18 protein-coding genes are annotated in these 23,687 nt (G+C 71.7%); 8 read left to right on the top strand and 10 right to left on the bottom strand.

Annotated features, from left to right (window positions below):
* The first annotated feature begins 170 nt into the window (after nucleotides 1-170).
* Genes AC068B_RS13925 through narI form a run of 4 tightly spaced genes read left to right on the top strand, consistent with a single transcriptional unit; the run spans nucleotide 171 to nucleotide 6,783 of the window.
* Nucleotides 171-3,854: a nitrate reductase subunit alpha gene (locus AC068B_RS13925; RefSeq protein WP_478671553.1), complete on the top strand. Its 3,684-nt coding sequence runs from the start codon at nucleotides 171-173 to the stop codon at nucleotides 3,852-3,854.
* On the top strand, nucleotides 3,855-5,486 hold the full coding sequence (gene narH / locus AC068B_RS13920; protein WP_478671552.1) for a nitrate reductase subunit beta: 1,632 nt from the start codon (nucleotides 3,855-3,857) through the stop codon (nucleotides 5,484-5,486). It abuts the gene before it with no gap.
* Complete coding sequence (gene narJ / locus AC068B_RS13915) at nucleotides 5,483-6,061, top strand: nitrate reductase molybdenum cofactor assembly chaperone (protein WP_478671550.1); 579 nt, start codon at nucleotides 5,483-5,485, stop codon at nucleotides 6,059-6,061. The genes narH and narJ overlap by 4 nt, the downstream gene beginning before the upstream one ends.
* On the top strand, nucleotides 6,058-6,783 hold the full coding sequence (gene narI, locus AC068B_RS13910) for a respiratory nitrate reductase subunit gamma (protein ID WP_478671549.1): 726 nt from the start codon (nucleotides 6,058-6,060) through the stop codon (nucleotides 6,781-6,783). Before narJ ends, narI begins: the two co-directional genes overlap by 4 nt.
* Before the next feature lie 30 nt (nucleotides 6,784-6,813).
* Here narI and dnaK read toward each other — a convergent pair whose 3' ends face one another.
* From dnaK to AC068B_RS13895, 3 genes are all read right to left on the bottom strand, one after another.
* Nucleotides 6,814-8,718, bottom strand: coding sequence for a molecular chaperone DnaK (dnaK, locus tag AC068B_RS13905; protein ID WP_478671548.1), 1,905 nt, complete (start codon nucleotides 8,716-8,718; stop codon nucleotides 6,814-6,816).
* A 149-nt stretch (nucleotides 8,719-8,867) separates the two neighbouring features.
* Entirely contained in the window at nucleotides 8,868-9,293 is a 426-nt protein-coding gene (locus tag AC068B_RS13900) for an OsmC family peroxiredoxin (RefSeq protein ID WP_468564591.1), read from the bottom strand.
* A 129-nt stretch (nucleotides 9,294-9,422) separates the two neighbouring features.
* A complete protein-coding gene (locus tag AC068B_RS13895) occupies nucleotides 9,423-10,223 on the bottom strand; it encodes an SAM-dependent methyltransferase (RefSeq protein WP_478671545.1) in 801 nt (266 codons plus the stop codon).
* Nucleotides 10,224-10,620: 397 nt separating this feature from the next.
* Between AC068B_RS13895 and AC068B_RS13890 the strand changes: the two genes are divergently transcribed.
* Nucleotides 10,621-12,252, top strand: coding sequence for a DUF6345 domain-containing protein (locus AC068B_RS13890; protein WP_478671544.1), 1,632 nt, complete (start codon nucleotides 10,621-10,623; stop codon nucleotides 12,250-12,252).
* 75 nt (nucleotides 12,253-12,327) lie between these two features.
* Here the strand turns inward: AC068B_RS13890 and AC068B_RS13885 are convergent, their stop codons facing one another.
* From AC068B_RS13885 to AC068B_RS13875, 3 genes are all read right to left on the bottom strand, one after another.
* A complete protein-coding gene (locus AC068B_RS13885) occupies nucleotides 12,328-13,710 on the bottom strand; it encodes an amino acid permease (RefSeq protein WP_478671543.1) in 1,383 nt (460 codons plus the stop codon).
* 83 nt (nucleotides 13,711-13,793) lie between these two features.
* Nucleotides 13,794-15,884 (bottom strand): phage holin family protein, encoded by a 2,091-nt coding sequence (locus AC068B_RS13880; protein ID WP_478672065.1) that lies wholly within the window; start codon nucleotides 15,882-15,884, stop codon nucleotides 13,794-13,796.
* 336 nt (nucleotides 15,885-16,220) lie between these two features.
* A complete protein-coding gene (locus AC068B_RS13875; protein ID WP_478671541.1) occupies nucleotides 16,221-16,643 on the bottom strand; it encodes a hypothetical protein in 423 nt (140 codons plus the stop codon).
* Between the two features lie 84 nt (nucleotides 16,644-16,727).
* Here AC068B_RS13875 and AC068B_RS13870 point away from each other — a divergent pair, with 84 nt between their 5' ends.
* Complete coding sequence (locus AC068B_RS13870) at nucleotides 16,728-17,504, top strand: MBL fold metallo-hydrolase (RefSeq protein ID WP_478671540.1); 777 nt, start codon at nucleotides 16,728-16,730, stop codon at nucleotides 17,502-17,504.
* Nucleotides 17,504-18,118, top strand: a complete 615-nt coding sequence (locus AC068B_RS13865; RefSeq protein ID WP_478671538.1) for a DedA family protein — start codon at nucleotides 17,504-17,506, stop codon at nucleotides 18,116-18,118. The genes AC068B_RS13870 and AC068B_RS13865 overlap by 1 nt, the downstream gene beginning before the upstream one ends.
* On the opposite strand, the gene AC068B_RS13860 is transcribed toward AC068B_RS13865, so the two are convergent.
* The 3 genes from AC068B_RS13860 to AC068B_RS13850 all read right to left on the bottom strand — a co-directional run bounded on the left by AC068B_RS13860 (nucleotide 18,099) and on the right by AC068B_RS13850 (nucleotide 21,445).
* On the bottom strand, nucleotides 18,099-19,217 hold the full coding sequence (locus AC068B_RS13860) for an MBL fold metallo-hydrolase (RefSeq protein ID WP_478671536.1): 1,119 nt from the start codon (nucleotides 19,215-19,217) through the stop codon (nucleotides 18,099-18,101). The genes AC068B_RS13865 and AC068B_RS13860 overlap by 20 nt on opposite strands.
* Entirely contained in the window at nucleotides 19,214-20,461 is a 1,248-nt protein-coding gene (locus AC068B_RS13855; RefSeq protein WP_478671535.1) for an aminotransferase class I/II-fold pyridoxal phosphate-dependent enzyme, read from the bottom strand. The genes AC068B_RS13860 and AC068B_RS13855 overlap by 4 nt, the downstream gene beginning before the upstream one ends.
* Nucleotides 20,462-20,737: 276 nt before the next feature.
* Nucleotides 20,738-21,445 carry an ANTAR domain-containing response regulator gene (locus AC068B_RS13850; protein ID WP_478671533.1) on the bottom strand — a complete coding sequence of 236 codons (708 nt, stop codon included), beginning with the start codon at nucleotides 21,443-21,445 and terminating at the stop codon, nucleotides 20,738-20,740.
* Nucleotides 21,446-21,518: 73 nt separating this feature from the next.
* On the opposite strand from AC068B_RS13850, the gene AC068B_RS13845 reads away from it, so the two are divergent.
* Nucleotides 21,519-22,658, top strand: coding sequence for a PAS domain-containing protein (locus tag AC068B_RS13845; protein ID WP_478671531.1), 1,140 nt, complete (start codon nucleotides 21,519-21,521; stop codon nucleotides 22,656-22,658).
* On the opposite strand, the gene AC068B_RS13840 is transcribed toward AC068B_RS13845, so the two are convergent.
* Nucleotides 22,639-23,451 (bottom strand): RNA polymerase sigma factor SigF, encoded by an 813-nt coding sequence (locus AC068B_RS13840; protein WP_478671530.1) that lies wholly within the window; start codon nucleotides 23,449-23,451, stop codon nucleotides 22,639-22,641. The two genes, AC068B_RS13845 and AC068B_RS13840, sit on opposite strands and share 20 nt — an antisense overlap.
* Nucleotides 23,452-23,687: the final 236 nt, after the last annotated feature.

Below are 23,687 nucleotides of genomic sequence, written 5' to 3'. Positions count from 1 at the left end.
CCCGAAGGAATGGGCAACTGGCACCTGCCGGGCCACCGGCCACACCTGCCCCACGCCTCCGCGAGGGGGGGCGTCCGCAAGCCATCGCGCACCCGTACGGCCGATTTCGGCGGGTGCGAGGTCGTTTGCGCCCCTAGGTTCGAAAGGAGGCAGACCTAGGGAGCTCCACGGTGACAGAGACGACCGAGCCCGCCGCCGCCCTGCTGCGGGCGGGGAAGTTCTTCCGGCGCGGCGCCGACGCCCCCGACCTGCACAGCGTCCGGCTGACCGGCGGGCGGGACGGCGACGCGTTCTACCGGGACCGCTGGAGCCACGACAAGGTCGTGCACTCCACGCACGGCGTGAACTGCACGGGGTCGTGCCGCTGGAAGGTGTACGTCAAGGACGGCATCATCACGTGGGAGACGCAGGCCACGGACTATCCGAGCGTCGGCCCCGACCGTCCCGAGTACGAGCCGCGCGGCTGCCCCCGCGGCGCCGCGTTCTCCTGGTACACGTACTCCCCCACGCGCGTCCGCTACCCGTACCTGCGCGGCGTCCTCCTGGAGATGTACCGGGAGGCGAAGGCGCGGCTGAAGGACCCGGTGCTGGCCTGGGCCGACATCCAGGGCGACCCGGAGCGCCGCCGGACGTACCAACAGGCGCGCGGCAAGGGCGGGTTGGTGCGGGCGAGCTGGGACGAGGCCGTCGAGATCATCGCGGCCGCGCACGTCCACACGATCAGGACCGTCGGGCCCGACCGGGTTGCGGGGTTCTCCCCCATCCCCGCCATGTCGATGGTGTCGCATGCCGCGGGCGCCCGCTTCATGAGCCTCATCGGCGCGCCGATGCTCTCCTTCTACGACTGGTACGCGGACCTGCCGGTCGCCTCCCCGCAGGTGTTCGGCGACCAGACCGACGTACCGGAGTCGGGTGACTGGTGGGACGCCGCGTATCTGATGATGTGGGGCTCCAACGTGCCGGTGACGCGGACCCCGGACGCGCACTGGATGGCGGAGGCCCGCTACCGCGGCCAGAAGGTCGTGGTCGTGGCGCCCGACTACGCCGACAACGCCAAGTTCGCCGACGAGTGGCTGCACCCGCATCCGGGCACGGACGGGGCGCTGGCCATCGCGATGGGGCACGTGATCCTCAAGGAGTTCTTCGTCGAACGGCAGACGGAGTTCTTCAGCGACTACGTACGCAAGTTCACCGATCTGCCCTTCCTTGTGACGCTCACCGAGCGGGACGGCGCGTACGTGCCCTCGAAGTTCCTGCGCGCCTCTGACCTCGGCGAGGACGGCGAGGGCGGTGACTGGAAGACGGCGGTGCTCGACGAGAACACCGGGCGGCCCGCCGTCCCGAACGGCTCGCTGGGCTTCCGCTGGACCGAGTCCGGCAAGGGCAAGTGGAACCTGGAGCTCGGTGACATCAAGCCGCTCCTGACGCTGCACGGCGCCGGGGTCGCGGCGGGCGTCGAGGTCCTGCTGCCCCGGTTCGACACCGAGGGCGGCACGCACGGGCAGGGCCGCGGCGAGGTCGTGCGGCGCGGGGTGCCCGCCACCCGGCTGGGCGGGCAGGACGGGCCGCTGGTCACGACGGTCTTCGATCTGCTGCTCGCGCAGTACGGCGTCGGGCGCGAGGGACTGCCGGGGGCGTGGCCAAGCTCGTACGACGACGCGGACGCGCCCGGCACCCCGGCCTGGCAGGAGGCCCACACCTCCGTCCCCGCCGCGAAGTGCGTGAAGATCGCCCGGGAGTTCGCGCGGACGGCCGAGAAGTCGCAGGGCCGCTGCATGATCCTCATGGGGGCGGGGACCAATCACTGGTTCCACTCCGAGACCATCTACCGCTCCTTCCTCGCCCTGCTCCAGCTCACCGGCTGCCAGGGCCGCAACGGCGGCGGCTGGGCGCACTACGTCGGCCAGGAGAAGTGCCGCCCCGTCACCGGCTGGGCGACGCTCGCGAGCGCCAACGACTGGAGCAGGCCGCCGCGGCAGATGATCGGGGCCGCCTACTGGTTCCTCAACACCGACCAGTGGCGCTACGACAAGTTCGCGGCGGACGTGCTCTCCTCACCGCTGGGCGAGGGCCGCTTCGCGGGAATGACGGGCGCGGACTGTCTTGCGCTGTCGGCCCGTACCGGCTGGATGCCTTCGTATCCGACCTTCGACCGCAGCTCCCTCGCCCTGGGGGAGGCGGCGGGCGACCCGGTGGCCAACGTCGTCGACGAACTCAAGGCGGGCACCCTCAAGTTCGCCTGCGAGGACCCCGACGCACCGGAGAACTGGCCGCGCGTCCTCACCCTGTGGCGCGCCAACCTCCTCGGCTCGTCCGCGAAGGGCGCCGAGTACTTCACCAAGCACCTGCTCGGCACGCACTCGTCGCTGCGGGCGGAGGAGGCGGCCCCTGACGAGCGGCCGTCCACCGTCACCTGGCGCGACGAGGCCCCCGAGGGCAAGCTCGACCTGCTCGTCTCCCTCGACTTCCGGCAGACGTCGTCGACGCTGCTGTCGGACGTGGTGCTGCCCGCCGCCACCTGGTACGAGAAGCACGACCTGTCGACCACCGACATGCACCCCTACGTGCACTCCTTCACCCCGGCCGTCGACCCGCCCTGGCAGGCCCGCACCGACTTCGACACCTTCCGCGCCATCGCCGACCGGCTCAGCGAGCTGGCCGTGGACCACCTCGGCGTGCGCAAAGACGTCGTCGCCACCGCGCTCCAGCACGACACCCCCGGCGAGATCGCGCAGCCCGGCGGCGTCGTCCTCGACTGGCGCAAGGGCGAGTGCGAGGCGGTACCGGGCAGGACGATGCCGAACCTGACGGTCGTGGAGCGCGACTACACCGCGATCGGCGCGAAGTTCGCCGCGCTCGGCCCGCTCGTGGAACAGCTGGGACTGCCCGCGAAGGGCATCGCCCTCCACCCCGACCAGGAGGTCGACGAGCTGCGCGAGCGCAACGGCGTCGTGCGCGGCGGGCCCGCGGACGGGCGCCCCGCCCTGGACACGGCGGTGAAGGCCGCCAACACCATCCTCGCGCTGTCCGGCACGACGAACGGCCGCCTGGCCACCCAGGGCTTCCACACCCTGGAGGCGCGCACAGGCCAGGAGATGGCGCACCTGGCCGCCGAGCACGAGGGCAAGCGCATCACGTACGCCGACACGCAGGCCGCGCCCGTCCCGGTGATCACCTCGCCGGAGTGGAGCGGCAGCGAGTCCGGCGGGCGCAGGTACACGGCGTTCACGCTCAACACCGAGCACCTCAAGCCGTGGCACACGCTCACCGGGCGCCAGCACTTCTTCATCGACCACGACTGGATGCACGAGCTGGGCGAGGCGATGCCCGTCTACCGGCCGCCGCTGGACATGAACCGCCTCTTCGGAGAACCACGGCTGGGCCCCGACGGCGAGCGCGAGGTGACGGTCCGCTACCTCACGCCGCACAACAAGTGGTCGATCCACTCCGAGTACCAGGACAACCTCTTCATGCTGTCCCTCTCGCGCGGCGGCCAGTGCGTCTGGATGGCGCCGCAGGACGCGGACGCGATCGGCGTGAGGGACAACGACTGGATCGAGGCGGTCAACCGGAACGGCGTGGTCGTGGCGCGGGCGATCGTCTCGCACCGGATGCCGGCCGGGACGGTCTTCATGCACCACGCCCAGGAACGCACGGTGAACGTCCCCAAGACGGAGACCACCGGCAAGCGCGGCGGCATCCACAACTCGCTGACCCGCCTCATCCTCAAGCCGTCCCATCTCATCGGCGGCTACGCGCAGTTGTCGTGGGCGTTCAACTACCTCGGCCCGACGGGCAACCAGCGCGACGAGGTCACGGTCATCCGTCGCCGCTCGCAGAAGGTGGAGTACTAGATGCGCGTCATGGCTCAGATCGCGATGGTGATGAACCTCGACAAGTGCATCGGATGCCACACCTGCTCGGTCACCTGCAAGCAGGCGTGGACCAACCGCGACGGCATGGAGTACGTCTGGTTCAACAACGTGGAGACCCGCCCCGGGCAGGGCTATCCGCGTCGTTACGAGGACCAGGAGAAGTGGCGCGGCGGCTGGGAGCTGAACAAGCGGGGCGCCCTGAAGCTGAAGAACGGCGGCCGCATCAAGTCGCTCCTGGAGATCTTCTCCAACCCCAAGCTGCCGGAGATCAAGGACTACTACGAGCCCTGGACGTACGAGTACAAGAACCTCACCGACGCCCCGCTCGGCGACGACTACCCGGTCGCCGAGCCCCGCTCGCTGATCAGCGGCAAGCCCATGAAGATCGAGTGGTCGTCGAACTGGGACGACAACCTGGGCGGCGCCACGGAGCACGGCGATCTCGACCCGATGGTCGCCAAGACCCGGCAACAGGCCGCGGACAAGGTCAAGTTCGCCTTCGAGCAGACCTTCATGTTCTATCTTCCGCGGATCTGCGAGCACTGCCTCAACCCGGCGTGCGTGGCGTCCTGCCCGTCCGGCGCGATGTACAAGCGGTCGGAGGACGGCATCGTCCTCGTCGACCAGGACCAGTGCCGGGGCTGGCGCAAGTGCGTGACGGGCTGCCCGTACAAGAAGGTGTACTTCAACCACCGCACCGGCAAGGCCGAGAAGTGCACGATGTGCTACCCGCGCGTCGAGGTGGGCCTGCCCACCGTCTGCTCGGAGACGTGCGTGGGGCGCCTGCGCTACCTCGGCGTGATCCTGTACGACGCCGACAAGGTGACGGCCGCGGCCTCCGAGCCCGACGAACACAAGCTGTACGAGGCGCAGTTGGGCGTCTTCCTCGACCCCGAGGACCCGGAGGTGCGGCGCGCCGCCGAGCGGGACGGGATCTCGTACGACTGGATCGAGGCGGCACGCCGCTCCCCCGTGCACGCGCTGATCAGCAAGTACAAGGTGGCGCTTCCGCTGCACCCGGAGTACCGCACCATGCCGATGGTCTGGTACATCCCGCCGCTCTCCCCCGTGGTGGACGCGCTGACGGAGACCGGCCACGACGGCGAGGACCTCGACAACCTCTTCGGCGCCATCGACACGCTGCGCATCCCCCTCGAATACCTCGCGGAGATCTTCACCGCTGGGGACGTCGGTCCCGTGCGGTCCTCGCTGGAGAAGCTGGCGGCGATGCGGGCCCACATGCGGGCCATCAACCTCGGTGACACGCCCGGCAGTTCGACCGCCGACTCGGTGGGCATGTCGGGGCAGGAGATCGAGGAGATGTACCGGCTGCTCGCCATCGCGAAGTACGAGGACCGGTACGTCATCCCGACCGCCGCCGTCGCCGACGCCCAGCGCCTGGAGGAGTCGGCGCTCCCCGACTCGTGCAGCCTCGACTACGAGGGCGGCCCGGGGATGGGCGACGACGGCCCCTTCGGGCAGGACTCCGGCCGCAAACAGCTGCCGCTGGTCACCATCGAGAACTTCCACGCGCTGCGGGCCCGGCAGACCGCCGACGAGGAGCCGAGCGCGGTCGACAAGGCCCACGCGGTGAAGGAGGACGACAAGTGACGCGGCACGCGGTGCTGTACCAGGCGGCGGCGCTCTGCCTGGCCTATCCGGACGACGAGTTCCACGAGCGGCTGCCGCTGCTGCGGGCGGCCGCCCCCGCCGGTCTCGACGGTTTCCTCACCCACGTGGAAACGACCGACCCGCGCGAGCTCGCCGCGCACTACGTCCGGGTCTTCGACTTCAAGAACCGCCACAGCCTGTATCTGAGCTGGTGGCGGGACGGGGACACGCGGCGCCGCGGCATGGCCCTGGTCCGCTTCAAGGAGACCTACCGGGAGCACGGCCTGGAGTTCACCGGCGAGGAACTCCCCGACTTCCTGCCCGCGGTCCTGGAGTTCTCCGCCCAGGCGGGCCCGGTGCTTCTGAAGGAGCACCGCAGCGGCCTGGAGCTGCTGCGGATCGCGCTGGCCGACTTCGGCACACCATACGCGGCGGTCATGGAGGCGGTGTGCGCGACGCTGCCGGGCCCCTCGCCCAAGGATCGCGCGGAGGCGCAGGCCCTCGCCCGGTCCGGGCCGCCGCGCGAGGACGTCGGACTCCAGCCCTTCGCACTCATCGGGGAGCGCTCCTCATGAAGACACTGCTGTGGGGCGTGCTCCCCTACCTCGCGTTCGTCCTGCTCGTCGCGGGCATCATCTGGCGCTACCGCTACGACAAGTTCGGCTGGACGACCCGCTCCTCGCAGGTCTACGAGTCCAAGCTCCTCAACATCGCGTCGCCGATGTTCCACTACGGCATCCTCTTCGTGCTCGTCGGCCATCTGATGGGCCTGTTCGTCCCGGAGTCGTGGACGGACAAGGTCGGCCTCACCGAGAGCGCGTACCACAAGCTGTCGCTGTGGGGCGGCACGGCGGCGGGCGCGCTCGCGGTGCTCGGCATCCTGATGCTGCTCTACCGCCGCCGCACCAACGCGCCGGTGTTCCGGGCGACCACCGTCAACGACAAGGTGATGTACGTCGTGCTGCTCGGGGCGATCGTGATGGGCATGTGGGCCAAGCTCACCAACTCCGGTCTGGAGGAGGGCTACAACTACCGCGAGTCCATCGCCCCTTGGGCCCGCAGCCTGTTCACGCTCCAGCCGGACGTGGACCGGATGGTGGGTGTCCCGCTCACCTTCCAGATCCACGCGGTGATCGGCCTGCTGCTCTTCGCGCTGCTGCCCTTCACCCGGCTGATCCACATGTTCAGCGCGCCGGTGCAGTACCTGTTCCGGCCGTACGTGGTCTACCGCAGCCGGGACCCGAAGCGCGTGGGTGCGCGGCCGGACCGGCGGGGCTGGGAGCGGACGGGTTCGTGAGGTTCGTGAGCCCACCCGCTCCCATCTCGCCTACCGGGTACCGCCCTTGTCGCCTTCGCCCTTCTCTCCGGCGCGCTTGTCGTCCTCGTCCACGATCTCCGCGTCCACCACTCCCTCCTCGGCGGCGCTCTCCTGGGGCTGTTGGCCGTCCGAGGCGCCCCCGCCGGAGTTCGCGTACATCGCCTGGCCCATCTTCTGGCTCACCGCGGACAGCTTCTCCGCGGCGGCGCGCACGGCAGCCGTGTCGTCGGCCCGGTTCTTGAGGACGTCCTTCAACTCGGCCGCGGCCGACTCCACTTCGGCCCTCGTGTCCGCAGGGATCCGCGCGGCGTTCTCGCCGTCCCCGCCGTTCTCCTGGAGGAACCGCTCCGTCTGGTAGACGAGTTGCTCGGCCTGGTTGCGGGTCTCCGCCGCCTCGCGTCGCCTGCGGTCCTCCTCCGCGTGCTCCTCGGCCTCCCGCACCATGCGGCTGATGTCGTCCTTGGGCAGCGCGGAGCCGCCGGTCACCGTCATGCGCTGCTCGCGTCCTGTGGCCTCGTCCTTCGCCGAGACGTGCATGATCCCGTTGGCGTCGATGTCGAAGGTGACCTCGATCTTGGGTACGCCGCGCGGGGCGGGCGGCAGCCCCGTCAGATCGAAGACGCCGAGCTTCTTGTTGTACGCGGCGATCTCCCGCTCGCCCTGGAAGACCTGGATGCCGACCGAGGGCTGGTTGTCCTCGGCGGTAGAGAAGGTCTCCGAACGCCGGGTGGGAATCGTGGTGTTGCGCTCGATGAGCTTGGTCATGATGCCGCCCTTGGTCTCGATGCCGAGGGAGAGCGGTGTCACGTCGAGCAGGAGCACGTCCTTCACGTCGCCGCGGATGACCCCGGCCTGCAGCGCCGCGCCGAGCGCCACCACTTCGTCGGGGTTGACACCCTTGTGCGGGTCCTTGCCGGTGAGCTCCCTGACCAGCTCCGTCACCGCGGGCATCCGGGTGGAGCCGCCCACGAGGATCACGTGGTCCACGGCGGAGAGTTTGACTCCCGCGTCCTTCACCGCCTGGTGGAAGGGCTCCTTGCAGCGGTCTAGCAGGTCCGCGGTCAGCTCCTGGAACTGGGCGCGCGTCAGCTTCTCGGCGAGGTGCAGCGGGCCCTCCGCCGAAGCCGTGATGTAGGGCAGGTTGACGTCCGTCTCGCTCGACGCGGACAGCTCGATCTTCGCCTTCTCGGCGCCCTCGCGCAGGCGCTGGAGCGCCATCTTGTCCTTGCCGAGGTCCACGCCGTGCCCGTTCTTGAACTGCCGCACCAGGTGCTCGACGATCCGCTGGTCCCAGTCGTCGCCGCCCAGCTGCGTGTCGCCGTTGGTGGCCTTCACCTCGATGACGCCCTCGCCCATCTCCAGGAGCGAGACGTCGAAGGTGCCGCCGCCGAGGTCGAAGACGAGGACGGTCTGGTCGTCGCCCTTGTCCAGGCCGTACGCCAGGGCCGCCGCCGTCGGCTCGTTGACGATGCGCAGGACGTTGAGCCCCGCGATCTCACCGGCCTCCTTGGTGGCCTGGCGCTGGGTGTCGTCGAAGTACGCGGGCACGGTGACCACCGCGTCGGTGACGTCCTCGCCCAGATAGGACTCGGCGTCGCGCTTGAGCTTCTGCAGGACCCGCGCGGAGAGCTCCTGCGCGGTGTAGCGGGTGCCGTCCACGGAGCCGCTCTCCGGGAAGCGCCACATCCCGTCGCCCATATGGCGTTTGACGGAGCGCGCGGTGCGCTCCACGTTGGTGACCGCCTGCCGCTTGGCGACCTCGCCCACCAGGACGTCGCCGCTCTTCGCGAAGGCGACGACGGAGGGTGTGGTGCGCGCGCCCTCCGAGTTGGCGACGACGGTGGGTTCACCGCCCTCCAACACGGCCACCACTGAGTTCGTCGTCCCGAGATCGATCCCAACCGCACGTGCCATGGTCCAGTCCCTTCCGCCGCGAGCTCACGTCCCCCGTTTCCCGGTCTACTCCGTTCTCCATCACAAAACTTGAGCGGGCTGTTGTCAATGCCGCACATGACAATGCCGCCACCCCGACAGGGGTGACGGCACTGTCAACAGGCGGTGGTTCAGGCCAGCTTGGCCGAGAGGGTGATGTCCGTGCCGGACAGGGCCTGGCTCACCGGGCAGCCCGCCTTGGCGGCCTCGGCCGCCTCGACGAAGGCGGCCTCGTCGATACCGGGCACGACGCCCTCGACGGTGAGGTGGATGCCGGTGATGCCCGTGCCGGGCGTCAGGGTCACGTCGGCGGAGGCGGTGAGCCGGGTCGGCGGGTTGCCCTTGCCGGTGAGGGTGTGCGACAGCGCCATGGAGAAGCAGCTGGAGTGCGCGGCGGCGATCAGCTCCTCCGGGCTGGTCTTGCCGTTCGCCTCCTCGGCGCGCGACGGCCAGGACACCGCCTGCTCCCCGATTCCGGAGGAATCGAAGGTGACGGTGCCCGAGCCCTCTGCCAGAGAGCCTTCCCAGACCGTGTGCGCGGAGCGCGTGGTTGCCACGATGCAGTTCCCTTCAGTGCGGATCCGTGATCGGAAGTTCTGTTGCCCCATCCGATCACACTCCGGACGAAAACGGGGCGCGCGGGGCGCAACAGCCGCCCCGAGGGCAACTGTCGAACCGCGTGCCCCTCAAGGCTTGCGGGCCACCGCCCCGTACATCGCGATGGCGCTGTCGTCCACGCCCTCCTGCTCGGGCCCCGGCCGCCACCTGTGCACCTGGGTCACCCCGGGCTCCACCAGCTCCAGGCCCTCGAAGAAGGACGAGGCGGTCGCCAGGTCGCGCAGCGCCATCGGCATCCCCTGCCGCCCGTACTCTTCGGCCACCCGGCCCACCTCTTCTGGCGCGAAATCACCGGTGCCGATCGTCAGCGCCACGAAGCTGCCCGACGGCAGCGGCTCCAGCAGACGCTGCACCAGGCGCCGGTCGTCCGGCGGCAGGATGAAGTGGAGGATCCCGATGATCATCAGCCCGACCGGCTCGTCCAGGTCTATGAGCGCACGGAACTGAGGGCTGTCCAGGATGGCGTCCGGATCGTGCATGTCCGCATCGATGTACGCGGTCGCACCCTCCGGCGAGCTCTGCAGGAGCGCACGGGCGTGGGCCAGCACGATCGGGTCGTTGTCGACATAGACCACACGCGACTCCGGCGTCACCTCCTGCGCCACCTCGTGCAGATTGGGCGCGGTGGGCAGGCCGGTGCCGATGTCGAGGAACTGACGGATCCCCTGCTCCTCGGCGAGGTACCGCCCCGCACGGTGCATGAACCGCCTGTTCTCCAGCATGTGCACGGGCAGCGCAGGCCAGTGCCGACACATGGCATCACCGGCATCGGCATCGACGAGGTAGTGATCCTTGCCGCCGAGGATGTAGTCGTACACCCGCGCCGAATGTGCCGTCGACGTATCGATCCGATCACCCGCACCGTGCATGGCCGCTCCACTCTTCACCACTGAACAACTGACTACTGACTACTGACTACTGACTACTGACTACTGACAAAGGAATCCCGACGCTACACCGGCATACCTGCCCCCTCAGCGCCCTCTCCCACCTCCCGCGTTCCCGACACCGGGAGCCTCCGGGTGAAAACGGGCCGGGCGGGGTCCGGTGCGTCGCCGGAGGTGTTCGAGCGGGGTGCGCAGGTGCGCGTCGGGCGATACGAACACGTTGTGTGGGGCGACGCGCCAAAGGGGCCTCTGAGGTGCGGGAACAGGTGCGTGGCAGGGGGCCTATGGCCGGAATGGCAACTGGGCAAGGGGCGTCCGCGGTGACACTTTGAGGCCCCCTCGCGCACGGAACGAGGAGATCCTCTCAGGGGGTATGGCCATGCGCATCAACTACTCGGACCACGGTCCGTCTCCGCTCGAACCCGAGAAGCCCGGAGCAGCGGGTGACCGGGACTCGACCTTCGGCTGGTGGGGTGCCTTCAGCATCCAGAAGTTCGTCAACCAGTCGTCCCTCTCCCACACCCACGGCGACGCCACCGGCTGGCTGGCGTACCTCCAGCAGTTCTACGACCGGAACTTCTGGTTCGCCGACGGCGGCGCACAGGTGTGGGCGTACGAGGAGACGTACGACAACTGGCAGGACCGCTACGGCATGGACGCGGTCGTCGCCGTCTACCACTCGGGCCACGGCGGCATGGACAACAACGGCGTCTTCTTCGCGCCGCTCGGCGCCGTCTGGGACGGCCGCAGCGACGCCATCTCCAACCGGATGGCGCTCGGCAACGAGAAGGCGAACTACGTCTTCTGGTCGACGTGCACCTCGCTGCGCGTCCTCGGCGGGCACTCCCCCATCCGCACCTGGGCCGGACCCAACATCGGCTTCCGGATGATCTTCGGGTTCGAGACGGTCAGCATCGACAGCCCGGACTACGGCAAGAAGTTCTGGGAGAAGTGGCGGTCCGGGCAGACGTACTGCGACGCCTGGCTCAACGCCAGCTGGGACATCTACCACGGCCAGGCGCCCTCGGTGTGCGCCGTCGGCTCCACCCAGGCAGAGGCCACCAACCGCCTCAACACCGAGCGGAACTTCTACCGCGACCACGTGCCGGACAACTGGTACGCGTGGCGCTGGTACTACGCCCGCGAAGGCATCAGGGAGCCGCTCTCCCAGCTCCCCGGGCAGCAGCAGATCGTCCAGCTGGCGCCCCGCGAGCCGGGCGCGGAGCTCAGCGCGCTCGGGCAGTTGGCCGACTTCCCGTCGGCGGCGCTGCAAGAGGTGCAGGTCGACCGGCTCGGCGTGCTCAGCGCGACCTCCGGCGACCGCGTGATCTCCAGCGGCCTGGAGGGCAGCCGCTGGGTCAGGCTCGCCGAGCCCAACCACCGCAACACCCAGCAACTGCCCACCGAGCGTGCGATCGAGGCGGCGCGCGCGTTCGCCGAGCGGTACGCGGAAGGCGCCGAGCTCGTCGTCGACAGCGTGCACGACCTGATGCAGAACTCCGGCACCAAGGACGGCTCCGAGGTCGGGCGTCCCGTGTCGCTGCAGACGCACGTGACGTTCCGGCAGGTCTTCGACGGCGTGCCCGTCATCACGCCGGGACACGGCCTGATCCGCGTCGGTCTCGACAACGACGGCACGGCCGTCCAGGCGCAGATCGCCACCCGCCGGGCCACCGGCGTCATGCGCGAGCCGAGCACCGAGGTCTCGCCTCCGCCGCCCAAGGGCGGCAAGGCCGCGGCGGCGCCGCTGGAGCGCGACCCGCGCAAGGCGCTCGACGCGGCACAGAAGAAGCTGCTCGCCGAGATCGCGGCGATCAGCGCCGACGAGCCGGGACAGCGGGCGACGGCGGAGCGCAGGCCCGAGGTCAAGGACGTGCCCGGCACGTTCGAGGTCGGCTATGAGATGGAGGGCGACGAGGCCTATCCGGCGGCCCGCAAGCTGATCGAGATCGGCGCGCAGGACAGCATGTTCAAGACACGCCGCTGGGTCGTCGCGCCGCTGGCGAGGTAGGCGCGACCGCGGGCCACTCCCGCCGTTGGGGGCGGCGGGAGCGGCCCGCTCGACGATCCCGTTCCGGGACTCGGATCAGTGCTGTTCGGTGGCGGTCCGCTGCTTGCGGGCCGCCATCCACGCGTAGACCAGCACGCCCACGAAGAGGAACAGCACGCCCTGGTAGACGGCCGCGTACCCGGACCCGGCGACCAGCCACATGGAGAACGCGAACGCGACGCCCGCGAGGATCCCGTCCCGCACCAGACGCCCGCGGTGCACGCGCTCGCGCTGCCCGGACACCAGGAAGTAGATCTGCGCGACGGTGGCGAGGAGGTAGGGCACGGTCGCCGTGAACGTGGTGATCAGGACGAGGGACTCGAAGACGCCGCCGGAGCCCGCCGTGTAGTTGTAGACGGTGAGGAGCGAGGCGAGGACGACGGTGACGAGGACGCCGACGGTCGGCACGCCGCGCTTCTTCTTCCCGAACGCACTCGGGAACAGCCCGTCCTGGGCGGCCGCGTACGGCGTCTGCGCGCTCAGCAGCGTCCAGCCGTTCAGCGCGCCGACCATCGAGACCAGCGCGGCACAGGCGACCGCGGTGCCGCCCCAGGAGCCGCCGAACATCACGTCGACGGCATCCGAGAACGGCGCGGTGGAGGCCACCAGCTTGTCGTGCGCGACCGTCCCGAAGACGGCGAGCGTGCCGAGCAGATAGACGACGGCGGCGCCGAGGGTGCCGAAGATCGTGGCGCGCCCGACGTTGCGGCGCGGGTCGCGCACCTCGCCCGCACTGACGGCGGCGGACTCGACGCCCAGGTAGGAGAAGAGCAGGATCGCGGCGGCGGCCGAGACGGCACCGACCGGGCTGTCGTCGCTCGCTTGGAACGGCCCGAGGTTGGCGCTGTCGAAGAAGAAGAGACCGCCGACCGCGACGAGCAGCAGCGGCAGGAACTTCAGCACGGTGGCGACCAGTTGGACGGCGCCCACGTACCGCGTGCCCGCGAAGTTCGCGAGCGCGGGCAGGAGTTGCAGGACCAGCGCGGCCAGACAGGCGGACCACTTGTGTTCGTTGACCGGGATCAGGACGTCGAGGTAGCCGACGGCGGCGACGGCCAGGGCGGCGTTGGACACCCAGGTGGTGATCCAGTACGACCAGGCGGCCAGGAACCCGGCGAAGTCGCCGAAGGCGGCACGGGCGTAGACGTACGGGCCGCCGGTCCGCGGATCGCGCTCCGCGAGCCTGCCGAAGACGAGCGCGAGGGCGATGGCGCCCGCGGTCAGGACGGCGAAGGCGACGAGGCTGATGGTGCCGAACGGGGCGACGGAGGCCGGGAGCAGGAAGATGCCGCCGCCGATGATGTTCCCCATGACGAGACACGTGGCGATCGGAAGACCGAAGCGCCGGGCGTGCTTGCTCTGCGAATCCACCTGGTCGGGGGCCGGATCCGACGGTGCCACGGTTCCGGTGTCGTGCATGGGGTGGTGCGCCTCTCGTCGTGCCCGGCGCCCGGGATCGCCGGGCGGAAAACATGGTCGGACACGGCGGAGCCTGCTCCAAATCAGTGTGTTTTGTCCTGTGCCGCGCGGTCGGGAACCGCAAAAGCTGTGCTGTCCGGGGCACTGGACGACGAATCGTGCACGTCGGGGGCGACGGGCAGGACCGGCACCTCCGGCCCCAGGTCCTCCCCCAACCAGCCCCGCAGGACCTGGTGGACCTGCTCGGCGCCGACCAGCTCCCCGCCGTCCGCCGCCGGGTCGGAGAGCGCGAGCGGCGACAGCAGGAAGGGCCGGGACTGGGCCCCGCCGAGCCCGCCGTGCGAGCCGATCTGCTCCTCGAAGGCGAGCACCTCGCCCTCGGCCGGGTCGTACCAGGAGTTGACCATGATGTCCGCGGTGTGCGGGAAGCCGTCGGTGCGCCGGACGGCCTCCAGGGCGCCGGGCCCGAAGTCGGCGAGCGGCCCGAGGTCGGCCGGTTCCTCGTCCAGGTACACCTCGGCGCCGCGCGCCCCGAGCACCACAGGGCCCCGCTCCGCGCTGCGCACGAGGAGGAAACCGATGCCCGGATGGTTGGCGAGCGTGGGCAGCAGCGCCGGATGGCGGTGGTCGATCTCCTCGCGCGTCATGCGGTGCCGCACGTCGGGGAACGACACGAGCCCGAGGTTGCCCGAGGCCAGCACGATCGGCTCGGCGCGGCGCACCGGCCTGCGCTGCTCGGCGCCCTCCTCGACGGGCCTGCGCAGCGCGGCCCGCACGGCAGCCCGCGCCTCCGCGCCGCTGTGGGTGCGCTGCGCCTTGCGCGGCACGGGCAGCCCGCAACCGGCCCGGACCAGATCGCCGAGAGTCAGGCCGTAGCGGGCGCGGAACGTCTCGCCGGGGCTCTGCCCGTGGTCGGAGAGCACCACGATCCGATAGGCGCGCGGCGCGTGCTCGGCGACCTGGTCGAGCAGCGCGAGCGACCGGTCCAGGCGCCGCAGGACCTTCTCGACGTCCTTGCCGGACGGCCCCGAGTGGTGCGCCACTTCGTCGTACGCGACGAGGTCGGCGTAGACCGCGCTGCGTCCGGCGAGCATGTCCCCGATGACGGCGGCGACCACGACGTCGCGTTCGACGACGGTCGCGAAGGCGCGGATGAAGGGGTAGAGGCCGCCGCGGGCCACCCGCGGGCGGCGCCGCTTGAACCGGGCCGCGGTGGACTCGCCGATCTCGCGGAAGACCTCGGCGACGAACGAGAGGGCGGTACGGACGGCGTTGGCGGGATCGGAGAAGTACGCGAAGTACCCGGCGCGTGACCGGTTCCCCTTCCCGCGCCGCGCCGCCACGGAGAGCACGAGGGCGAGCTGCTCGGCGCCCCCGCTGAAGAGGTTGCCGCGGCTGGCGCCGTCGACGGTGAGGAGTCCGCCGTCGCCGGTGCGCTCGACGGCCCGCCGCTGCAGCTCCACGGCGGAGGCGGGCCGGTTGCTGACCATGACCTCGCCCGTGTCCTTCTCGTACCACCGGAACGCGGGCACGTCGTGGTTGGAGCCGTGCAGGATGCCGAGCTGGCTGGCGCCTGTCTGGCTGGACCAGTCGGTGCGCCAGGGGGTGAGCCGGTGGGTGGCGGCGCCCTCGTCGCCGAGCCAGCGCCCGAGGGTGGGCATGAGGCCCGCTCCGACGGCGCCCGTGAGCACGTCGTGGCCGACGCCGTCGAGCTGGATGAAGACGGTGCCGGGGGCGGCGGGCCCGGGAGTCCCGTCGGGACGACGGCGTCTTCGCCGGTCGGCGAGCCGGTACAGCCTGCGGCGGTACGCGTCGTCGTCCCGCACGGCGAGCGCACCGCCGGTGGCCGAGGCGACGGCGGACATCACCGCGGCCACGACGACGGCGGTCTCCGCACCCGCCTCGCCGCGCCCCTCGGGAATGAGGCTCAGGGCGAGCAGCAGCAACGACCCGTTGAGGAAGAACGCGAGCAGCCCGAGCACGAGCGCGGGCACGAGCAGCAGGGCACGCACCAGCAGGGGCCACACGAGCGCCGAGAGCAGACCGAAGGCGCCTGCGCCGAGGGCGGCGGTGACGGCGATGCGAGTGGCGCTGTCGCCATCCGCGGACTGGAGCTTGAAGTCAGGCAGGATCCCGGCGAGCACGAGCATCGTCAGCGTGCTGACGGCCCACACCGCGACCACACGCCACAGAGCGCTGCCAACCCTCCGCCATCGCCCTCGCCCCACGACCTGCCCTTTCACGTACCCCCCCGAACTGGACACCAGCGTGTCACAACCCCGGCGCGGAGCGCCGAAGCGTTACCGGGCGCTGAGGCGCGGGGTACGGCGCGGAGCGCCGGAGCATTACCGGGCGCTGAGGTGCGGGGTACGGGCGGGCGGGTGGGAAAGCCCGCCGCGGAGCGGCGAAGAGGTACGGCGCGGAGCGCCGGAGAGACACGGAGCGGAGCTCCGGAGAACCACGCCGCGGAGCGGCGGAGAGGACAGCCCCGCCCAAGCGCAGCCGCAACCTCAGCAGCCGTCGTACCCCGCAGTAGGCATGGAAAGCCGCCGATGCACGCTCGCCTTCATCCGGGAGTCGTACGCAGGCTCCGCGAGCCCCGCCGTCTCGACCCGCACCCCCCGCCGCGCACACTCCGCGGTGAACTCGTCCGCGGACCGCAGCGCCCGTTCCAGGACCCTTCGGCTGGGCACGACGAAGAGGTCCACGAGGCCCGCGTCGATGTCGCCCCACAGCATCACGTGGTCGGCGCGCAACCCTCGTACGACGAACTCGCGAGTGATCACGTACCCCCGCGCGGCCGCCCAGCGCGCGCACATCGCGTGCTGGCTGCGCGAGTCCACCAGGAAGGGGTCGGCGTCCAGCTCCTCCAGGGGCGTCAGGCTGGCGATCGCCGCGACGCGCACGACGGCGGTGCCCACGGCATCTCCCACGGCGTCCCCCTTGGCCTTCGGTCTCAGCCGCTGACCCTACTCCTGGCCGTAGGCTCGGAGACAGTCGCACGAAGGAGGAACCGGGTGCCCGTCGAGGTCACATGGTGGGGTCACGCCACTTGCACGGTCGAGGACTCGGGCGTCCGCGTACTGACCGACCCCCTCTTCGCCCGCCGCCTCGCGCATCTGCGGCGCCGCAGGGGCGTCCTGCCGCCGCCGCGGGCGGCGGTCGCCGACGTCGTGCTCCTCTCCCATCTGCACGCCGACCATCTGCACGTGCCCTCGCTCGCCCGGCTCGCGCCGGGCACCCGCGCCCTGGTGCCGCGCGGCACGGCGCGGTCGCTGCCGGGTCTGGCCCGCAGGCTTGGGCACCTGCGGTTCACCGAGGTCGTGCCGGGTGACGAGGTGCCGGTCGGCGATCTCGTCATACGAGTGGTGTCCGCGCTGCACGACGGGCGGCGGCTGCCCGTCGGCCCGCACCGTTCGCCCGCGCTCGGCTATGTCGTGGACGGCGAGGCGCGCACGTATTTCGCCGGGGACACCGGGCTGTTCGAAGGGATGGCCGACGAGGTCGGAGACGTCGACGTGGCGCTGCTGCCGGTCGGCGGCTGGGGTCCTTACCTGGGCCACGGCCATCTGGACGCGGGCCGGGCCGCGCAGGCACTCGCCAGGATCACGCCGCGCAGCGCGGTCCCGGTGCACTACGGAACGTACTGGCCGATCGGCATGGACGCCGTGCGCCCGCACGAGTTCCACGCGCCGGGCCACGAGTTCGTCCGGCATGCGGCCCGGCTCGCCCCCGAGGTGTCGGTACACCGGCTCGCCCACGGGGAGAGCGTGCTGCCGGAGGTGTCCAGGTGATGCTTGCCTCGGTGGCGCAGGTGACGCCGGAGAGCACGCAGCAGGCCGTCGGCTATCCGTCGCTGTTCCTGCTCGTGGCGATCGGCGCGCTGGTGCCTGTGGTGCCGACGGGGGCGCTGGTCAGTTCGGCGGCGGTGGTCGCCTTCCACCAGACGGCGCCCTTCGCGCTGCTCATCGTCTTCGGTGTCGCGGCGCTCGCCGCGTTCCTCGGGGACGTCGCCCTGTACTGGCTGGGGCGGCGCGGCATGAAGTCGAAGAACGGCTCGCGCTGGCTGGAGGCGATCAGGGACCGGGCGCCGGAGGAGCGGCTCGCGCAGGCGCAGGCCAAGCTGGCGGACCACGGCGTGCTGGTCCTCGTGCTGTCGCGGCTCGTGCCCGCGGGCCGGATCCCGGTGATGCTGGCGTGTCTGATGGCGAAGATGCCGCTGCGCCGGTTCGCCCGCGGGGACGTGCCCGCGTGCCTCGCGTGGGCGGTGACGTACCAGCTCATCGGCATCCTCGGCGGGTCGCTCTTCAAGGAGCCGTGGGAGGGCGTGGCGGTGGCGGTCGCGCTGACGGTGGTGATCAGTGTGGCGCCGACGGTGTGGCGCAAGGTCAGGCACGCCCTGGCCTAGCGGCTGCCTGCCCCGGCCTCAGAGCCTGTGTCATGCCCTTGTCGCCCCCGAGCACCCGCGACCCGCCCACCGGCAGGTCCCAGAGGTCCTCGCGCGCCAGCCCCGCCCGCTCCCAGGCCGTACGCACCCGGGTGAGCGGTTCGAGGACGGGCTCGGCGGAGAGCAGGAACGTGCCCCAGTGCATGGGGGCCATGCGGCGCGCGCCCAGGTCGGCCGCCGCGCGGACCGCCTCCTCCGGGTCGCAGTGGACGTCGCTCAGCCACCACCGCGGTTCGTAGGCGCCGATCGGCAGGAGCGCGAGGTCGATGCCGGGGTAGCGGGCGCCGATCCGCTCGAACCAGTGGCCGTACCCGGTGTCGCCCGCGAAGTAGACGCGCTGTCCCTGGGCGTCGGTGAGGACCCAGCCGCCCCACAGGGTCCGGCAGGTGTCGACGAGGCTCCGTTTGGACCAGTGGTGGGCCGGTACGAAGTCGAGGCGTACCCCGTCCAGCTCCGACGCCTCCCACCAGTCGAGTTCGGTGACGTTGCAAAAGCGTCGGCGGGTGAACCAGCGGCCCAGGCCCGCGGGCACGAAGACGGGGGTGTCCCTGGGAAGTCGCGCGAGGGTCGGCGCGTCCAGATGGTCGTAGTGGTTGTGGCTGATGACGACCGCGTCGACGCGCGGCAGCGCGCTCCAGGCGACCCCGGCGGGGGTGACGCGGGCCGGGGTGCCGAGGATCTTGCGGGACCAGACGGGGTCGGTGAGGACGGTGAGACCGCCGATGCGGACGACCCAGCTGGCGTGGCCCACCCAGGTGACGGCGAGGGTGCGGTCGTCGACGCGCGGCAGGGGGCCGGGTTCGAAGGGCAGCCGCTGGATGTCGGCGAGCCCGTCGGCGCGCGGCCGCAGCGCGCTCTCGCGGGCCAGCCTGGCGATGCCGCGCAGGCCGGGCAGCGGGGCGGTCAACCGGTCGGCGAACGATTTCGGCCAGAGTCGGGTGCCGCCGGGCGGCCGGGGCGGGGCGAGGGCGTCGGGCGGCGCCTGCTCCCGCTCCCGCGCCCGCCCTCGGGTCTGCTCCCCTGTCTGCTCCTGTGCCTGTTCTTGCGCCTGCTGGGTCATCGAGGCGGCTCCATTCGCTGCGCGGCTGCGCGGAGGTCGTCGAAGGCCGTGCCGAACATGCTCAACGCCCGCTGCACGTGCGGCAATTCCAGGGGGTCCGCGGCGGTGAGCGCCGCCTGGCGTTCCGCCGGGGTCGAGCCGAGAAGCGGTCCCGTGGACAGCCGTACGCGCAGGGCGTCGATGTCGTCGCCGAAGCGGTGCCCGCCCGGCGCGGGCATGCCGAGGCGTTCACCGAGGAAGTCCTCCAGGTCCTGCGCGTCGCCGACGCCCCTGGCGGCGAGCACGGAGCGCAGGGGGCCCAGGTCGGCGTAGAGGTGGCGGCCCGCCTGCGGAGGCCTGACGAGGGCGCCCGCGGCGACCAGGGCGCGCTGCGCGGCACCGGCCACGCGCGCGTGCAGCCGGACCGCGGCGGCGAGCCGCTCGATCACCGGGTCCGGTTCGCCGAGTGCGTACGACGCCGCCGCGGCGGCGGGGGCCGCGAGGGTCGCGCCCAGCGCGGTGAGGACGTCGAGGGTGCGGGCGCGCAGGGCGGCGCCCGCGGTGGTGGCGGGGAAGCGGGCGACGGCGGCGGGCAGCGCCGGGGGCAGGAAGGGCCCGGCGAGGTCGCAGAGGACGGTCACCCGCTCGTGGTCCATCTCGGCGGGTCCGATCAGGACGGTGTCGCGGGGGTGGTGCAGGGTGTCGCGCCAGGTCTCGTCGCTGACGATGTGCAGGCCTTCGTCCGCGGCGGCCTCCATCGTCTCGTGGAGCACGTCGGGCGGCGGCACGGTGGCGGTCGGGTCGTCGGCGACGGAGAGCACGAGGAGCCTGGGCCTGCCGCCCTCGGCGCGGACCCGCCGGGCGGTCTCCAGGAGGGCGTACGGGTCGGGGACGCCGCCGCACTCGGCGGGTGTCGGCACGTGGTAGACACCGCGGCCGAGCAGCCGCGCCTGGGGCGCCCACCAGGCGGGGCAGGGGCGGGGCAGCAGGACGTCGCCGCCGAGGGCCGCGGTGAGGGCGAGCAGGAGGGGCGGGGCGCCGGGGGCGGCGACGATCCGGCCGCGCTCCACGGGCAGGCCGCGCCGGGCCCAGTACCCGCCGGCGGCGTCGAGGAGCGCGGGGCCGCCACCCGCGGGCTCGGCCGGGGAGCGGCCCGCGGCCGCCGCGGCGGCGGCCGCAAGCTCGGGCAGCACCGGCAGGCCGGGCTCCGGCTGGGGCGGCCCGTACCGGACGGGTCCACGGCCCTCCGTCTCCGTCCGCCTCATCCGTACCTCCGTGCACTCGCGTGACTCTGCCCTGGTCATGCCCCGCCGCACGGGTGCGCACCCAGGACATTCCGGGACATCTCCGTAGGCGCCTCTCGTACGTTCCTGCCGTAGCCGCCTGCCGTACGTGCCCATCACAACCCGGCGTCGCCCCTCCCGCCCGCGCTGGCCCCCGCCCGGGTGAGCGTTCCGTACCGCCCGCGCGGCCCGGGGCAAGAGCGACGCGAGGGGCCCGAACCGGTCGGTGCCGACCGGTTCGGGCCCCTGCCGCAATCCTCAGCGGGCCAGTGAGACCAGTTCGCTCTCCAGGCCGCGGCCCCGCGTCTCGACGAGCGCGGCCGCGACGTCCGCCAGCTTGCGGTTGGTGGTCTGGGAGATTCGCCGCAGCACTCCGAAGGCGGTGTCCGCGTCGCAGCCCAGGACGTGCATGACGATTCCGGACGCCTGGTCCACGACGGGCCGCGTCCGCAGGGCCGTGGAGAGCTGGTCCAGCTCGGTCAGCGCGGCGCGGTAGTGCCGGTCGCGCACGAAGCTCGTCGTGGCGAGGTCCCCGAGCGCCTGGGCGGGCCCGTGCCCGGGGTCGTCGAGCGCGCCGGGACGGAAGCCGAACAGGCTCAGGGTGACGGTGAGCCCGCCGCGCTGGAAGGGCAGCGTGACGCAGGAGCGTACGCCCGCGTCGAGGGCCATCGCGCGGTACGCGGGCCACCGTTCGTCCCGCAGCAGGTCCTCGGCGTCGACGGGCGCACCCCGCTCCTCGGCGGCGGGGATGGGGCCGTCGCCGGAGCGCAGCTGCACCGAGACGAGCCCGGCGAGGTCGGGGTGGGTGACGGCTATGGGGTGCTCGTCGCAGCCGTCGGACACCGTCGTGCTCGCGCCGCAGCATGCGGGGGTGCAGCGCACGGCCTGTTCGGCGAGTTCGGACAGCCTGCGGCCGGGCAGGGATGATTCAGGTCGAAGCAGGTCCGGGTCGGGCAAGGGCGCCATGACTGTTCCTCCTCTCCCCCTCGGCTTCCCGTCATGGCCTACGGAAAACGGTCGCAGCGGTTAGGTTCGTCGCATGTCTCAAATGGAAGAGTTCGGTGAAGAGCTCGCGGATTTCGTGCGCCGCACAGCGGAGTTGAAGGCGGCCCGCTCCGTCCCTTCCGGTGACCTCGGCACCGTACTCGACGCCGCACTCTTCGAACTCGACCATGTGGCAGCCCAGTTGTGGCCCACATACGAGCGGCTGGCCGTGAACCGCCAGTGGGACGAGGCCGCTTCGGACCGCGGCGAGCAGCGGCTGCTGCGGTCCCTGTTCCAGCGGATGCCGCTGCCGGTCGCGCTCGTCGACAGGGAGACCGTCGTCCGGCGGATGAACTTCGCCGCGACGGGCCTGACCGGCGTCCGCGCGGGATATGCGACGGGGCGGCCGCTGACCGGGTTCCTGGTGCACGCGGACCGGGTCGCGTTCCGTTCGCAGACCGCGGCGGTCGCCCGCGGCGAGGGGGACCGGAGCCTGAACGTCCACCTTCAGCAGAACCCCGGCGCCCCGGTCCGCGCTACCCTCACGGCGCTGCGCCCCGGCGCCGAGCCCCGCACGGCGGTCCTCGTCGTGCTGCAGCCGACGGAGGACCGCGGGCCGCACCGGCCGAGCGCCCAGGGGCCCGTCCCCGATCTCGGCGAGGCGACCCGGCACGCGGCCCAGCTCGACCTGATGGACGCCATGACGTCGGCGCTGCTCACCGTGGAGGACGGTGACCGGGCGGGGGTCCTTAAGGCGGCGGCCGCGGTCCTGCACGGGCGGTTCGCGGACTGGGTGATCGCCGACGAGGGCGCCGCCCGGCTGACGCGCACGACGGTCCTGGGACCGCCTGATGCCCCGGCCGCCGACGTCCTCACGCAGGACCCCGCCACGTGCCCCCTCGTCGTCGAGGCGGCACGCGGCGGGGCGGCTTCTCTGCAGGTGCGCCCGGAGGACCCGGACGCGTTCGGCAGGGACACGACCGGCGCGCACGTCCTCGTCCGCGCCGAGGTCACGTCCCTGCTCTGTGTGCCGTTGACCGCCCGCACGCACGGTCCGGTGGAGGGTGTCCTCACGCTCTTCAGGAGCGGCGCGCGGCTCGCCTTCTCGATGGCCGAGGCGCGGGCGGTCGACGTGATGTCCCGGCACATGGCGCTCGCCATGCGGCGTGGAGGCGTCAGGCCGCGTCCCGCATGACCTGGTCGCGCAGCCGGTCGCAGCAGCGGCTGATCAGCCGCGAGACGTGCATCTGCGAGATGCCCATCTCGTCGGCGATGCTGCTCTGCGTCATGTCGCCGAAGAACCGCATGTAGAGGATGGTCCGCTCGCGCTCGGGGAGCTGCGCGATGCGCGGCTTGACGGCCTCGCGGTCGACGACGACGTCGAGCGCCGGGTCGGGGCCGCCCAGGGCGTCGCTCAGCGAGTAGCCGTCCTCGCTGCCCGGCAGTTCGGCGTCCAGGGAGAGCGCGGTGAAGCTGTCGAGCGCCTCCAGACCGGCCTTCGCGTCCTCCTCGCTCATCTGCGCGTGGGTGGCGATCTCGGCGGTGGTGGGGGCGCGCCCGGAGACCGTCTGGGCGAGGTCCTGGCGGGCGAACCGCACGCGGTTGCGCAGGTCCTGGACGCGGCGCGGCACGTGCAGGGTCCACATGTGGTCGCGGAAGTGCCGCTTGATCTCACCGGTGACGGTGGGGACCGCGTAGCTCTCGAACGCGGTGCCGCGCCGCGGGTCGTAGCGGTCGACGGCCTTCACCAGGCCGAGGGCCGCGACCTGCCGCAGGTCGTCGAGGGACTCACCGCGGTTGCGGAACCGCCCCGCGAGACGTTCCGCCATGGGCAGCCAGGCTTGGACGACCTCCTGGCGCAGGGCGTCCCTCTCGGGTCCCGGCGCCAGTTCGACCAGGCGGGCGAAGGCTTCCGCGGTGTCGGGGGCGTCGTCGTGCGGATGACGTTTGGGCCTCGTGGCCACTGCAGCGGTGCTGTGGGATCGCATGGTGCGTCGCAACTCCCTCATGGGTGCCTTGGGATGGACGGTCACCGTGGGAGTGCGTGCACGCCGGACCGCCACGGGCACACCCGGGGAGGCGAGCGTCACGGACGCTCCCACGGACGTGCCTCCGGTCCGAAGCACTGCCCTTCCGCCTGCCCCACGCTCCCTGCGACAAACACCCACGGGTTTCCCGCCGGGGCGGCCGAACACCCGGACGGGGCCGCCGTTTTGTCACCTTC

It is taken from the genome of Streptomyces sp. NPDC042371, assembly GCF_056437465.1.
Note: the sequence above shows the minus strand (reverse complement) of the source record. Positions and strands in the feature narration are given on the sequence as shown.

Excerpts from the sequence above, each read along its gene's own strand:
- AC068B_RS13865 (WP_478671538.1), top strand. The coding sequence starts at position 17,504 with ATGCTTGCCTCGGTGGCGCAGGTGACGCCGGAGAGCACGCAGCAGGCC.
- AC068B_RS13890 (WP_478671544.1), top strand. The coding sequence starts at position 10,621 with ATGCGCATCAACTACTCGGACCACGGTCCGTCTCCGCTCGAACCCGAG.
- AC068B_RS13850 (WP_478671533.1), bottom strand. The coding sequence starts at position 21,445 with ATGGCGCCCTTGCCCGACCCGGACCTGCTTCGACCTGAATCATCCCTG.
- AC068B_RS13860 (WP_478671536.1), bottom strand. The coding sequence starts at position 19,217 with ATGACCCAGCAGGCGCAAGAACAGGCACAGGAGCAGACAGGGGAGCAG.
- dnaK (WP_478671548.1), bottom strand. The coding sequence starts at position 8,718 with ATGGCACGTGCGGTTGGGATCGATCTCGGGACGACGAACTCAGTGGTG.
- AC068B_RS13885 (WP_478671543.1), bottom strand. The coding sequence starts at position 13,710 with ATGCACGACACCGGAACCGTGGCACCGTCGGATCCGGCCCCCGACCAG.
- narI (WP_478671549.1), top strand. The coding sequence starts at position 6,058 with ATGAAGACACTGCTGTGGGGCGTGCTCCCCTACCTCGCGTTCGTCCTG.
- AC068B_RS13895 (WP_478671545.1), bottom strand. The coding sequence starts at position 10,223 with ATGCACGGTGCGGGTGATCGGATCGATACGTCGACGGCACATTCGGCG.
- AC068B_RS13840 (WP_478671530.1), bottom strand. The coding sequence starts at position 23,451 with ATGCGATCCCACAGCACCGCTGCAGTGGCCACGAGGCCCAAACGTCAT.
- AC068B_RS13845 (WP_478671531.1), top strand. The coding sequence starts at position 21,519 with ATGTCTCAAATGGAAGAGTTCGGTGAAGAGCTCGCGGATTTCGTGCGC.
- narH (WP_478671552.1), top strand. The coding sequence starts at position 3,855 with ATGCGCGTCATGGCTCAGATCGCGATGGTGATGAACCTCGACAAGTGC.
- AC068B_RS13855 (WP_478671535.1), bottom strand. The coding sequence starts at position 20,461 with ATGAGGCGGACGGAGACGGAGGGCCGTGGACCCGTCCGGTACGGGCCG.